Source organism: Caballeronia sordidicola (genome assembly GCF_001544455.2).
GTDB classification, from domain to species: domain Bacteria; phylum Pseudomonadota; class Gammaproteobacteria; order Burkholderiales; family Burkholderiaceae; genus Caballeronia; species Caballeronia sordidicola.
In genome coordinates this window covers 1-12,472 of the sequence record NZ_FCOC02000004.1, presented here as the reverse complement: position 1 = coordinate 12,472, position 12,472 = coordinate 1, and the positions used below count along the sequence as shown (strand labels likewise).

At 59.3% G+C, this 12,472-nt stretch carries 14 protein-coding genes; 2 read left to right on the top strand and 12 right to left on the bottom strand.

Translation table 11 applies throughout. The features are described 5' to 3' along the window. Positions 1 to 5 precede the first annotated feature (5 nt). From AWB64_RS09360 to AWB64_RS09305, 12 genes are all read right to left on the bottom strand, one after another. Positions 6 to 134 (bottom strand): entericidin A/B family lipoprotein, encoded by a 129-nt coding sequence (locus tag AWB64_RS09360; RefSeq protein WP_060818451.1) that lies wholly within the window; start codon positions 132 to 134, stop codon positions 6 to 8. Beyond that, positions 131 to 1,540 (bottom strand): 3-isopropylmalate dehydratase large subunit, encoded by a 1,410-nt coding sequence (gene leuC, locus AWB64_RS09355; RefSeq protein ID WP_060818450.1) that lies wholly within the window; start codon positions 1,538 to 1,540, stop codon positions 131 to 133. The genes AWB64_RS09360 and leuC overlap by 4 nt, the downstream gene beginning before the upstream one ends. 248 nt (positions 1,541 to 1,788) lie before the next feature. Further along, positions 1,789 to 2,889 carry a polyphosphate kinase 2 gene (gene ppk2, locus AWB64_RS09350; RefSeq protein WP_082850418.1) on the bottom strand — a complete coding sequence of 367 codons (1,101 nt, stop codon included), beginning with the start codon at positions 2,887 to 2,889 and terminating at the stop codon, positions 1,789 to 1,791. A gap of 56 nt (positions 2,890 to 2,945) precedes the next feature. Then, positions 2,946 to 3,167, bottom strand: coding sequence for an HP1242/YdcH family protein (locus AWB64_RS09345; protein WP_060818449.1), 222 nt, complete (start codon positions 3,165 to 3,167; stop codon positions 2,946 to 2,948). Between the two features lie 165 nt (positions 3,168 to 3,332). Next, entirely contained in the window at positions 3,333 to 3,548 is a 216-nt protein-coding gene (locus AWB64_RS09340) for a DUF3079 domain-containing protein (RefSeq protein WP_060818709.1), read from the bottom strand. A 224-nt stretch (positions 3,549 to 3,772) separates the two neighbouring features. After that, the gene (gene gltA, locus AWB64_RS09335) at positions 3,773 to 5,074 is read right to left on the bottom strand and encodes a citrate synthase (protein ID WP_060818448.1); all 1,302 of its coding nucleotides are present in this window, start codon (positions 5,072 to 5,074) and stop codon (positions 3,773 to 3,775) included. Positions 5,075 to 5,148: 74 nt separating this feature from the next. Continuing rightward, a complete protein-coding gene (locus AWB64_RS09330; RefSeq protein ID WP_060818447.1) occupies positions 5,149 to 5,421 on the bottom strand; it encodes an FAD assembly factor SdhE in 273 nt (90 codons plus the stop codon). Positions 5,422 to 5,434: 13 nt separating this feature from the next. Continuing rightward, complete coding sequence (locus AWB64_RS09325) at positions 5,435 to 6,139, bottom strand: succinate dehydrogenase iron-sulfur subunit (RefSeq protein WP_031362534.1); 705 nt, start codon at positions 6,137 to 6,139, stop codon at positions 5,435 to 5,437. A 15-nt stretch (positions 6,140 to 6,154) separates the two neighbouring features. Further along, positions 6,155 to 7,933 (bottom strand): succinate dehydrogenase flavoprotein subunit, encoded by a 1,779-nt coding sequence (gene sdhA, locus AWB64_RS09320; protein WP_060818446.1) that lies wholly within the window; start codon positions 7,931 to 7,933, stop codon positions 6,155 to 6,157. Positions 7,934 to 7,936: 3 nt separating this feature from the next. Further along, positions 7,937 to 8,305, bottom strand: a complete 369-nt coding sequence (sdhD, locus tag AWB64_RS09315) for a succinate dehydrogenase, hydrophobic membrane anchor protein (RefSeq protein ID WP_099050513.1) — start codon at positions 8,303 to 8,305, stop codon at positions 7,937 to 7,939. A gap of 8 nt (positions 8,306 to 8,313) precedes the next feature. Beyond that, positions 8,314 to 8,724, bottom strand: coding sequence for a succinate dehydrogenase, cytochrome b556 subunit (gene sdhC / locus AWB64_RS09310; protein ID WP_060818444.1), 411 nt, complete (start codon positions 8,722 to 8,724; stop codon positions 8,314 to 8,316). A 157-nt stretch (positions 8,725 to 8,881) separates the two neighbouring features. Continuing rightward, positions 8,882 to 9,670, bottom strand: a complete 789-nt coding sequence (locus tag AWB64_RS09305) for a GntR family transcriptional regulator (RefSeq protein ID WP_060818443.1) — start codon at positions 9,668 to 9,670, stop codon at positions 8,882 to 8,884. Between the two features lie 579 nt (positions 9,671 to 10,249). Between AWB64_RS09305 and AWB64_RS09300 the strand changes: the two genes are divergently transcribed. Both AWB64_RS09300 and AWB64_RS09295 read left to right on the top strand, forming a co-directional pair. After that, positions 10,250 to 11,236 (top strand): malate dehydrogenase, encoded by a 987-nt coding sequence (locus tag AWB64_RS09300; protein ID WP_056362837.1) that lies wholly within the window; start codon positions 10,250 to 10,252, stop codon positions 11,234 to 11,236. Positions 11,237 to 11,370: 134 nt separating this feature from the next. Then, positions 11,371 to 12,366, top strand: coding sequence for an HpcH/HpaI aldolase/citrate lyase family protein (locus AWB64_RS09295; RefSeq protein ID WP_060818442.1), 996 nt, complete (start codon positions 11,371 to 11,373; stop codon positions 12,364 to 12,366). The last annotated feature ends 106 nt before the right edge of the window (positions 12,367 to 12,472 follow it).

Sequence of the window (12,472 nt, the reverse complement as noted above, 5' to 3'; positions counted from 1 at the left end):
TTGGTTTATTTGACCGCGTTGCTGATTGCGTTGCCGGTGGCGCGCATGTCCTCGCCGAAGCCGTGAACCGTGTTGCAGGCCGCGGCGCCGAGTACAACGCCCATCAGCGCAAGCCAGATTGCGACGCGTTTCATGCGAGCTCGCGAATATCGACGAAATGGCCCTCGATGGCCGCTGCCGCCGCCATTGCCGGGCTCACCAGATGCGTGCGGCCGCCCGCGCCCTGACGTCCTTCGAAATTGCGATTCGACGTGGACGCGCACCGTTCGCCCGGATCCAGCCGGTCTGCGTTCATGGCGAGACACATCGAGCAACCGGGTTCGCGCCACTGAAAACCAGCGTCGATAAACACCTTGTCCAACCCTTCGCGCTCGGCTTGCGCCTTTACGAGACCCGAGCCCGGCACGACCATCGCCAGACGAATATTCGACGCCACGCGGCGGCCGAGCGTCTTCACCACATACGCCGCCGCGCGCAAGTCCTCGATCCGCGCATTCGTGCACGAACCGATAAAAATCTTGTCCGGCTTGATGGATTGCATCGGCGTGTTCGGTTCGAGCGCCATGTATTTCAACGCGCGTTCAATCGCATCGCGCTTGACCGGGTCCTTCTCGCGTTCGGGATCGGGCACGCGGCCGTCGATGGACGTCACCATTTCCGGCGACGTACCCCACGTCACTTGCGGCACGATCTCGGCCGCATTCAACTCCACCACGCGATCGAATTTCGCGTCCGCGTCCGACTTGAACGAGCGCCAATACGTGGCCGCCTGCTCGAATTCCACGCCCTGCGGCGAAAACGGACGATCTTTCAGGTAGTTGATGGTGGTTTCATCGACAGCGACCATGCCAGCCCGCGCGCCCGCCTCGATAGCCATGTTGCAGACTGTCATGCGGCCTTCCATGGACAGCGCCCGAATGGTCGATCCGCCGAATTCGATGGCATAACCCGTGCCGCCGGCCGTTCCGATCTTGCCGATGATCGCCAGCACGATATCTTTGGCCGTGCAGCCGCGCGGCAACGGCCCTTCCACCTTGACGAGCATGTTCTTGCTCTTCTTTTGCAGCAGCGTTTGCGTGGCGAGGACGTGTTCGACTTCCGACGTGCCAATGCCGTGCGCCAGCGCGCCAAACGCACCGTGCGTTGAAGTATGCGAATCGCCGCAGACTATGGTCATGCCCGGCAGCGTGGCGCCCTGTTCCGGCCCGATGATATGCACGATGCCCTGGCGCAAGTCGTTCATCTTGAACTGCGTAATGCCGTAGGCGTCGCAGTTGTCGTCGAGCGTATCGACTTGCAGCTTCGAGATAGGATCGGCGATGCCGTGTGAACGGTCGGTGGTCGGCACGTTGTGATCCGACACCGCCAGGTTCGCGCTGATTCGCCAGACTGGCCGTTCAGCGAGCTTCAGTCCCTCGAACGCTTGCGGGCTGGTCACTTCATGCAGCAAATGACGATCGATATACAAAATGGACGTGCCGTCGTCCTCGGTGTGGATCACATGCGAATTCCACAACTTGTCATAGAGAGTCTGGGCCATGGTCTTTTGAACGGTTGTAACTGCGGGGTATGTTTTTTGGTTTGATGATTATGCCACGCACAACGGCGCGCTGCGCTGCCGCTCCAAGCAAAAACCGATATAAAACATGGAGTTAGGGTGGTACTCGTGCTACCTGTATGGGAAATACCGGGCTGGTGCGTTGCGGACAATCCGCGCGCCAGAACGCAAAACGGGCGTAAGCACTTATCGCACTTACGCCCGAAATACCTTTATCTCAGCCTGCAAACTTACAAGGCTCGCCCCACGATCAACGGATCGACCGTCCCGATTGCGCGAATATCCCGATTCGCATACGGCAGCTTATGCAGGATATGACGCATGGCATTGAGCCGCGCGCGCTTCTTGCAATCCGACCGGACCACCGCCCAAGGACAATCGGCCGTGTCCGTTTGCGCGAACATCGCCTCTTTGGCTTCGGTGTACTCGTCCCATTTGTCCAGCGATGCAAGATCGACAGGGCTCAACTTCCACTGCTTGAGCGGATGAATCTCGCGTTCCTTGAAACGCCGGCGTTGCTCTTCCCGGCTTACCGAGAACCAGAACTTCACGACATGTATTCCGCTGCGGACCAGTTGCCGTTCAAACTCCGGCACCTGTTGCATGAAATCGGTGTATTCATTTTCCGAGCAAAAGCCCATCACACGCTCGACGCCCGCACGGTTGTACCAGGAACGATCGAACAAGACGATCTCACCCGCCGTGGGAAGATGCTGGACGTATCGCTGGAAATACCATTGGCCGCGCTCGGATTCCGACGGCTTCTCCAGCGCGACGACGCGGGCGCCACGCGGGTTCATGTGTTCCATGAACCGTTTGATGGCGCCGCCCTTGCCTGCCGCGTCGCGCCCTTCGAAAACGATCACGAGACGTTCGCCCGTTTCCCGTACCCACGCCTGCAGTTTCAACAATTCCACTTGCAGGGCGTACTTTTCCTTCTCATATCCGCGCCGCGACATTAGGTTCCGGTACGGATAACCGCCCGTGCGCCAGTTACGCGACAACTCGTCGTCCGGGTGACGCGAAGAGCGGGCATTCCACAACGCCGGGTCGCCCTCCAGCATGACGCTGCGCAAGGCCGCGGTTTCATCGGGCGAAAGGCCGTTCATCAACGTCTTGATGGTTTCCATCAACGTGACGGGATCCTGCGTGACATTCGTCGACAGTACTTGCTGGACGGTGCTTGCAATATGTTCGTTGGCTGCGTCGATGGCGCGGCTTGTTTCATCGATCTGCGCGGCTCGCGCGGTGCGGGTCGGTAATATGTCTCCGCGCGCAACGTTGCGCACGGTTGAATTGCGAGCGTCGAGTTTGTCATGCTGTGTTGTCAAAGTATTTTTCCTTGTCTGAGTGCCCCGGCTGTCCGGTTCGCCGGGGCACCGCCCTCTCAAGCGGTTGTTGCGGCCTTCTTCAGAACCACATAGATCTTGTCCTTCAGCAGCAGTTTTTCCTTCTTGAGCGTTTCGACGGACCGCCCATCCGCCGGAAGCGGACCGTTCTCCAGGTTCTTGATCTGATGATCCAGTTCGTTGTGCCGCTGGAACAATCGGGCAAAGTGAGCGTCTTCGGTTTTGAGTGTGGAAATCAGATCACGGAATTCGGGAAACATCTGGAGCTCCTCAAACATGATGCGGGTAACGCCCGCAGGGTCAGTAAGCCTGGATATCTTGGCATTACTACACAATTGCGATGTTGATAAACATCGTGTTTGCGTGAGTTTTGGCTTGGGTGGGATGGGTTGTGATGGGTTGGGACGCCGGTCAAGAACTTTGCACTACGCCACTTCGTCTTGCCGCCTGACCTGCACCGCCACCATCTCCTCAGCAACGCCCCGTTCCCATTCGAGCCAATCGTCCCCTAGCACTTCAACCGGGTGTTGCGTGCGGACGTTGCCATTTCCACAGTTCATGGAACCGGCGGCGCAGTATTTATCGCATCCCCAACAATTTCGTTCGGGATGCTTCGGGTGTTCCGGAAATTTCTTTGCCATTTGATTGACTCCTCTTCGCAGATGAAAAACGCGAAGAGCGGCTGCCGGCTTCGCACCGCTGAACATTCTCTCTCCGTTCACACTCGGCGCACGCGAGCTGCGGCAATTAGCATCAGCCAAAGAAAACGCCCTGACTGAGAACCAGTCAGGGCGTTTGTCAATCCAGCCTTGCCTCGCGCATTACACGCCCTTTGGGGTCATGCATGCGCGAAATGGCTTATTGCTTACCGCTTATCAATCGCCTTCGCTTCACGCGGCGTTTCACCAATAAACAACTGACGCGGACGACCAATCTTCTGCTCCGGATCAGCAATCATTTCGTTCCACTGCGCGATCCAGCCCACGGTACGTGCCATTGCAAACACACAAGTGAACATGGCGGTCGGAATACCAAGCGCACGCTGAACAATACCCGAGTAAAAATCAACATTCGGGTACAGCTTGCGCGAAACGAAGTATTCATCTTCAAGCGCAATCTTTTCCAGCGCCATTGCAAGCTTGAACAGCGGATCATCGTGCAGACCCAGTTCTTCGAGCACTTCGTGGCACGTTTCACGCATCAGTTTCGCGCGCGGATCGTAGTTCTTGTACACGCGATGCCCGAAGCCCATCAGCTTCACGCCCGAATTCTTGTCCTTCACCTGCTTGATGAATTCAGGAATGTTATCGACGGAACCGATCTCTTCCAGCATGTTCAACGCGGCTTCGTTCGCGCCGCCGTGCGCCGGCCCCCACAAGCAAGCAATCCCCGCGGCAATACACGCAAACGGATTCGCGCCCGAAGAACCGGCAAGACGCACGGTAGAAGTCGATGCATTTTGCTCATGGTCCGCATGCAGGATCAGGATGCGATCCAGCGCGCGCACGAGCACGTCGTTGACCTTGTACTCTTCGCACGGGTTCGAGAACATCATGTGCATGAAGTTCGCGCTGTACGACAAGTCGTTCTTCGGATACACGAACGGCTGGCCGATCGTGAACTTGTACGCCATGGCCACCAGCGTCGGCAGCTTCGCAATCATGCGAATGGCCGATACATCGCGGTGACGCGGGTCGTTGATGTTCAGCGAGTCGTGGTAGAACGCCGACAGTGCGCCAACGGCGGCCACGAGCACGGCCATCGGGTGTGCGTCGCGGCGGAAACCGCGGAAGAAGAAATGCATTTGCTCGTGAACCATCGTGTGCTTCGTGACGGTTTCAACGAACTCTTCCTTCTGCTCGGCGGTCGGCAAGTCGCCATGCAACAGCGCGTAGCAGGTTTCAAGAAAGTCGGCCTTGACCGCGAGTTCCTCGATCGGATATCCGCGATACAGCAACTCGCCCTTGTCGCCGTCAATGTACGTGATCGCGGAGTTGCACGCCGCCGTCGACATGAAGCCCGGATCGTAGGTGAACTTGCCGGTCTGGCCGTACAGCTTGCGGATGTCGATCACGTCCGGGCCCAGGGTGCCCTTGTAGATCGGCATTTCGACGCTCGGCGAGTTGTCGCTGAACGATAGCGTGGCTTTAACATCTGACGGGGTCATAGCACATCCTCAATCGAAGTATGGAAACAGGTTTTCGATAATCCGCACGACAATTGCACAACTGCGTGGCTGGCTCAGGCTGAGCGCAGCATCTCCAGCACACGAGTCATATCCGGCGAGGCCAGTTCGCCATCCGGTTCCTTGCGTGCCAGCAGCAAGTCCATCAGGTCGTTGTCGCTCAGTTCCAGCAGTTTCGTCAGCACGCCGACGTCCGTGTCACTGAGGTCATGCTCATATCGGCTGAAAAAACGCTCGAAGATCAGATCGTTTTCCAGCAGACCGCGCCGCGCCCGCCACCTAAGGCGTGCGCGACGTAGAGGGTCGGACTGATGCCCGGAGTCATTCATGACACAGTCCCTATCAGACAGCGCGGCGCACCATCAATTCCTTGATCTTGCCAATTGCCTTCGTGGGATTCAGTCCCTTCGGGCACACATCCACGCAATTCATGATCGTGTGGCAACGGAACAGACGATACGGATCTTCCAGGTTGTCCAGACGTTCACCCGTCGCTTCGTCGCGGCTGTCCGCAATGAAACGATAGGCTTGCAGCAAGCCCGCCGGACCCACGAACTTGTCCGGGTTCCACCAGAAGCTCGGGCACGAGGTGGAGCAACTGGCGCACAGAATGCACTCGTACAGGCCGTCAAGCTCGTCGCGTTCCTCGGGCGTCTGCAGACGCTCCTTTTCCGGCGGCGGCGTATCGTTGATCAGGTACGGCTTGATCGAATGATACTGGTTGAAGAATTGCGTGAAGTCGCAAATCAGGTCGCGAACAACCGGCAGGCCCGGCAACGGACGCAGCACGATCTTCTGCGGCAGGTCGTTCATGTTCTGCAGGCAGGCGAGACCGTTCTTGCCATTGATGTTCATGGCGTCCGAACCGCACACGCCCTCACGGCACGAGCGGCGGAACGACAGGGTTTCATCGACTGATTTCAGCTTCAGCAGCGCGTCCAGCAACATGCGCTCGTGCGAGTCGATTTCGATCTCGTACGTCTGCATGCGAGGCGCCGCGTCCTTGTCCGGATCGTAGCGGTAGATTTCAAAAGTACGCTTTGCCATTTCGATTCCTTTGCCTTAGAAGGTCCGCGCTTTGGGCGGCACCGATTCGACCGTCAGCGGCGTCATGTGCACCGGCTTGTAGTCGAGTTTGTCGCCTTCGCTGAACCACAGCGTGTGCTTCATCCAGTTGTCGTCGTCGCGGATCTCGAAGTTGCTGTGCGCATGCGCACCGCGGCTTTCCTTGCGCGCTTCCGCCGAAATCATGGTGGCGCGCGCCACTTCGATCAGGTTTGCGAGTTCGAGCGCCTCGACCTTCGCCGTGTTGAAGACCTTCGACTTGTCCTTCAGATGCACATGCTTCACGCGCTCGGACAGTTCCTTGATCTTGCCCACGCCTTCCGCCAGCAACGCGGACGTACGGAACACGCCGGCGTGCGCCTGCATGGTCGCGCGGATGTCGTTGGCGATGGCTTGCGTGTATTCGCCCGACGACGAGTTTTCCAGCACCGCGAGGCGCGCGAGCGCGGCGTCGGCTGCGTCGGCCGGAAGGGGCTTGTGCTCCTTCATTTCCTTCGCGTGCTTGATGATGTGGTTGCCAGCCGCGCGGCCGAACACCACGAGATCGAGCAGCGAGTTCGTGCCAAGCCGGTTCGCGCCATGCACCGACACACACGAGCATTCGCCGACAGCGTAGAAGCCGTTGACGGGTTCTTCGTAGCCGCCCTTGAGTGTGCCGACAACCTGGCCGTGAATGTTCGTCGGAATGCCGCCCATCTGGTAATGGATGGTCGGCACAACCGGAATGGGCTCCTTGATGCAATCGACGTTCGCAAACTTCATTGCGATTTCGCGGATGGACGGCAGACGCTTCATGATCGTCTCGGCGCCAATGTGCGACAGGTCCAGCAGCACGTGATCCTTGTTCGGACCCACGCCGCGGCCTTCCTTGATTTCCTGGTCCATCGAACGCGAAACGAAGTCACGCGGCGCCAGATCCTTTAGCGTCGGCGCATAACGTTCCATGAAGCGCTCGCCATCCGAATTACGCAAGATGCCGCCTTCGCCGCGCACGCCTTCGGTAATCAGCACGCCCGCGCCGGCAACGCCGGTCGGATGGAATTGCCAGAATTCCATGTCCTGCAACGCGATGCCCGAACGCGCCGCCATGCCGAGTCCGTCGCCGGTATTGATGAACGCGTTGGTCGATGCCGCGAAGATCCGGCCCGCGCCGCCCGTTGCGAACAGCGTGGTCTTGCCTTCGAGAATGTGGACGTCGCCCGTTTCCATTTCCAGCGCGGTCACGCCGAGCACGTCGCCGTCGGCGTCGCGGATCAGGTCTAGCGCCATCCATTCAACGAAGAAGTGCGTCTTGGCCGCGACGTTCTGCTGATACAGCGTGTGCAAGAGCGCGTGGCCGGTGCGGTCGGCTGCAGCGCACGCGCGCTGGACCGGCTTTTCGCCATAGTTCGCGGTATGGCCGCCGAACGGACGCTGATAGATCGTGCCGTCCGCATTGCGGTCGAACGGCATGCCCATGTGTTCGAGTTCGTAGACAGCGCCGGGCGCTTCACGGCACATGAATTCGATCGCGTCCTGATCGCCGAGCCAGTCGGAACCCTTGATGGTGTCGTAGAAATGGTAGTGCCAGTTGTCTTCGCTCATGTTGCCGAGCGACGCGCCAATGCCGCCTTGCGCCGCTACCGTGTGCGAACGCGTGGGGAACACCTTCGAGAGCACCGCGACCGACAGACCCGCGCGAGCGAGTTGCAGCGAAGCGCGCATGCCGGAACCGCCTGCACCTACGATGACTACGTCGAAACGGCGACGCGGCAGGGACGTTTTAATTGCAGCCATTCTTTAAACTCTCCAGAGAATCTGTGCCGCGTAGCCGATACAACCGACCAGCCAGAGGATCGTTGCCACTTGCAGGAACAGACGCAAGCCCACCGGCTTCACGTAGTCCATCCAGATGTCCCGAGTGCCGACCCACGCGTGATAGAAGAGCGAGAGCAAGGCTACGAAAGTGGCGAGCTTCATCCATTGCATGGCGAAGATCGACGCCCAGCCGTCATACGAAAAATCGCGCGCACCGAAAAACCAGAACAGCAGCACCAGCGTGTACAAAGCCATGACAACGGCGGTAATGCGCTGCGCGAGCCAGTCGCGCAGGCCGTAATGCGCGCCGACCACGAGGCGCTTGGGACCAATTCGGTTGTTGTTATTCACGGCCATTGTCAGAAGGCTCCGAAGAGTTTAAGCGCAACGACGATTGTCAGCAGGGTCGACACCGTCAGGACGACGATGGACGTCTGCTTGCCGCCTTCCTTGCTGACTGCGCGATGGGTATCGAGGAGGAGAAAACGGATGCCTGCGCAAAAGTGGAACAGGAAGGACCACGACAGCACGAGCACCACGAGCTTGACGAGAGGGTTGGCGAGAAAGCCCTTGAATGCGTCGAAACTGATTTCAGACGTCAGGCTTTGGTCCAGCAGATAAAGCAGAAACGGCAGCGCTACGAATAGAAGCAGACCACTGATGCGGTGAAGAATCGAAACCTTGCCCGCTAGCGGCAAGCGGTAGGTTGCGAGCTGAGCAAGTCCGATATTCCGGTACTCAGGCCTTGGTTTTTTTACAGCTTCAGCCATGCTAGACCCCAACTTTGTTATCACACTAGTCCGCGATTTTAGCGCCTTTTCATATCGCGCTGCAGCGAAATGCCTCACAAGAAGCTATTGCCAATCGCGTGAGAAAGGCTTTCATGCCGACCTTGCGGGTTCGTCATCAAGCCGTCCACGTTCTGTTTCAACTCAAATCGTTTTGATAGTAATAGCCGTTCGTGACATACCACCCGCGCCGCACTTCTACCGGGCGGTCGCCATAGGTGTAGGACACGCGCTCGACAGACAGCAGCGGCGAACCCTCGCTTACGCCGAGCAATTGCGCGACCGCGACGTCCGCGCCAACCGCTCTTATCTTTTCCGATGCCCGGATCATGCGGGTGCCGAACTCGGTTTCGAACATGGCATAAAGCGGGCCTTTGTAATCCGCGAGCCGCTCGGCTGTAAGTCCGCGAAATACCGCGCCAGGCAGCCAGATTTCATCGAATACCGTGGTTTCGCCATCGAACTGCAGTAGACGCTTGATGCAAACCACCGGATCGGACGGCTTCAGGTCGAGCTGGCGGGCGATCTCAGCGGGTGCGCGCAAGCGGCGGCATTCCAGCAAACGGCTGACGTGGGGATGGACGTCGCCGTCTTCGGGCAGCAGCCTGAGAAAGCGGAACTGTACGCGATCTTCGTTGTGCGTCGCAACAAACGTGCCTTTTCCCTGACGGCGCACGAGCAGATTGTCGGCCGAGAGTTCGTCGATCGCCTTGCGCACCGTGCCCTGGCTCACCTTGTAGCGCGCAGCAAGCTCGACTTCGCTGGGAATGATTTCGCCGGGCTTCCATTCGCCCGATTCGAGCCCCTGGGTGATGAGGGCCTTGATCTGCTGATACAGCGGGCTGAACGTCGGCGACGAAGCGGGCGCGACGTCAGCCGCGCCGGGCGTGCCGGGAGAGTTCGGTGTGCTCGCTGGGTTGGAATTCATCCGCGCATTTCATCATAAAGGCGCAAGCCGCGTCCAGCGGTTTCCCGGTCATTCCTATGTCTTATATAAGACATATGATATGGTTGACTTTGGCTCATTCGAATCCTACACTCCTTGGCGAGCAAGGGTTTGCGGGGTGATGCACGCGCCGCCGGGCGTATCTGGCTTGTCGGCTGACCAAGCGCTTTTTGCACTGCGTTTTTGCCGAACTCGCGTCAGAACTGTCTGGCTCATCGCTTGAGGCCGAACCGTTTTCATGTTCGCCCGGCCGCTGTCAGTGCTCCGCCCTCGCAACGCCTGAGCATATGAAAAGCGCGACGCACAGGGCGCTGGGCTGCTGACGGAAGCTTGACCCTCAACGCAAACCCGCTCTCAGGACCCGATTTCCAGCAGGCGAATCAGGCTGCGATTGCCGGCATGCTACCGGACAGTCAGTGACAATCTCGCTTCAGGCGCGTTGCCACGGGCTTTTCAGGGTTGCCCGCGCAGTTCGGATCACCTGCTTCATCAACGCTTCGCGTAACACGCCTAAAATGGCGTTTTCCCCAGCGTTTCACGCACCGTTCAGGAGTGTTCTCAATGGCTAAGTCCGCAAAGCGCGTTGCCGTCACTGGCGCCGCAGGTCAAATCGGTTACTCGCTGCTGTTTCGCATCGCCAATGGCGATCTGCTTGGCAAGGATCAGCCGGTCATTCTTCAGTTGCTCGACCTGCCGCAGGCGCAAGGCGCCGTCAAGGGCGTAGTCATGGAACTGGAAGACTGCGCATTCCCGCTGCTGGCCGGCGTGGTGGTGACCGACGACCCGAAGGTCGCGTTCAAGGACGCCGACGTGGCGTTGCTGGTCGGCGCGCGTCCCCGTTCGAAGGGCATGGAGCGCAAGGACCTGCTTTCGGCGAACGCGGAAATCTTCACGGTGCAAGGCAAGGCGCTCAACGACGTGGCGAGCCGCGACGTGAAGGTATTGGTTGTGGGCAACCCGGCGAATACGAACGCATACATCGCGATGAAGTCGGCGCCGGACCTGCCGAAGAAGAATTTCACGGCAATGCTGCGCCTGGACCACAACCGCGCACTGTCGCAGCTGGCGTCGAAGTCGGGCAAGCCGGTCGCCGCCATCGAAAAACTGGCTGTGTGGGGCAATCACTCGCCGACCATGTATCCGGATTTCCGCTTTGCAACGGTCGAAGGCGAGTCGCTCACCAAGCTCATCAACGACGACGAATGGAACCGCAACACGTTCATCCCGACAGTCGGCAAACGCGGCGCGGCGATCATCGAGGCGCGTGGTCTGTCGTCGGCAGCGTCCGCTGCGAATGCGGCGATCGACCATGTGCGCGACTGGGTGCTCGGCACGAACGGCAAGTGGGTCACCATGGGCATTCCGTCTGACGGTTCGTACGAAATCCCGGAAGACATCATCTACGGCGTGCCGGTGACGTGCGAAAACGGCGAATACAAGCGCGTGGAAGGTCTGGAAATCGACGCGTTCTCGCGCGAGAAGATGACCGGCACGCTGAACGAATTGCTGGAAGAGCGCGACGGCGTTGCGCATCTGCTGGGCAAGTAAGCCGCCTCATGTGTCACGCGGGCGCTTTCAAGGGCGCCCGCGGCTGATTCGAGTGCGTTTGGCCGGTTTATATCTAGCCGAATCCATTCGAATCCGCAGTTTCCACCCTCTTTAAAGCAAACCCGACGCCGACGATGCGCGCTCTCACCCCCGCCGAAGTGCTGTTTGAAGGCGATGTGCCCCCCGCCGTGATGCCGCCGTGCGATCACTACGCGGGAAGCGAGAAGCTGATCAGGAAATCGCTCGCGTTGCAGGCGCAACTCGGTCCGGTATTCGATATCACGCTTGACTGCGAAGACGGCGCGCAAGTCGGGCAGGAAGCGTCTCACGCGGAATTGGTGGCATCGTTTCTGGGCGGCGAAGATGACCGCTTCGGCCGTGTCGGCGTTCGCATCCACGACTTCGCGAACCGCGCGTGGCGCGACGATGTACGCATCATCTTGCGCGCCGCCAAAAAGGCGCCGGCCTACATCACCCTTCCCAAGATCCGCAGCGTGTTCGACGCCGCCGAGATGATCGCGTTTATCGAGGCGTCGCGATGTGAGTTCGGGATCGAGCATGCCATCCCTTGCCATCTGCTGATCGAAACGCATGGCGCGCTGGCCGAAGTGTTCGACCTCGCGGCTTTGCCCGGCGTCGACGCGCTGAGTTTCGGGCTGATGGACTTTGTGTCGGCGCATAACGGCGCGATTCCCGATACCGCCATGCGCTCGCCCGGCCAGTTCGATCATCCGCTCGTGCGGCGCGCGAAGCTCGAAATCGCAGCGGCTTGCCATGCGCACGGGAAAGTGGCGTCCCATAACGTCTGCACCGAAGTGCGCGACATGAGCGTGGTTGCCAACGACGCCCGGCGCGCCCGCAACGAGTTCGGCTACACGCGCATGTGGAGCATTCATCCGGATCAGATCAAGCCGATAGTCGATGCCTTCCTGCCGCGCGGCGACGAAATCGTCACGGCCACGGAGATCTTGCTCGCTGCGCAAAACGCGCAGTGGGGCCCGACGCGGTATCGGGACACCTTGCACGATCGCGCGAGTTATCGATATTACTGGTCAGTGCTGCGCCGCGCGAAAGCGTCGGCACAAGCGCTACCCGAAAGCGCAGAGACGCTTTTTTCAGAAGACGAGTAGCGTGACCTACCTATCAGGAGACCGGGTCGAATGAGCGATACCCTGACAAAAGAAGCACCCGCTGCCGGCGGCTTCAAACCGAAAAAATCCGTCGCGCTTTCAGGTG

Bases quoted from the DNA above. Each gene is read 5' to 3' on its own strand.
- AWB64_RS09300 (WP_056362837.1), top strand. From the start codon at position 10,250: ATGGCTAAGTCCGCAAAGCGCGTTGCCGTCACTGGCGCCGCAGGTCAA.
- AWB64_RS09325 (WP_031362534.1), bottom strand. From the start codon at position 6,139: ATGGCAAAGCGTACTTTTGAAATCTACCGCTACGATCCGGACAAGGAC.
- AWB64_RS09305 (WP_060818443.1), bottom strand. From the start codon at position 9,670: ATGAATTCCAACCCAGCGAGCACACCGAACTCTCCCGGCACGCCCGGC.
- AWB64_RS09330 (WP_060818447.1), bottom strand. From the start codon at position 5,421: ATGAATGACTCCGGGCATCAGTCCGACCCTCTACGTCGCGCACGCCTT.
- gltA (WP_060818448.1), bottom strand. From the start codon at position 5,074: ATGACCCCGTCAGATGTTAAAGCCACGCTATCGTTCAGCGACAACTCG.
- sdhC (WP_060818444.1), bottom strand. From the start codon at position 8,724: ATGGCTGAAGCTGTAAAAAAACCAAGGCCTGAGTACCGGAATATCGGA.
- leuC (WP_060818450.1), bottom strand. From the start codon at position 1,540: ATGGCCCAGACTCTCTATGACAAGTTGTGGAATTCGCATGTGATCCAC.
- AWB64_RS09360 (WP_060818451.1), bottom strand. From the start codon at position 134: ATGAAACGCGTCGCAATCTGGCTTGCGCTGATGGGCGTTGTACTCGGC.
- AWB64_RS09295 (WP_060818442.1), top strand. From the start codon at position 11,371: ATGCGCGCTCTCACCCCCGCCGAAGTGCTGTTTGAAGGCGATGTGCCC.
- AWB64_RS09340 (WP_060818709.1), bottom strand. From the start codon at position 3,548: ATGGCAAAGAAATTTCCGGAACACCCGAAGCATCCCGAACGAAATTGT.
- AWB64_RS09345 (WP_060818449.1), bottom strand. From the start codon at position 3,167: ATGTTTCCCGAATTCCGTGATCTGATTTCCACACTCAAAACCGAAGAC.
- sdhA (WP_060818446.1), bottom strand. From the start codon at position 7,933: ATGGCTGCAATTAAAACGTCCCTGCCGCGTCGCCGTTTCGACGTAGTC.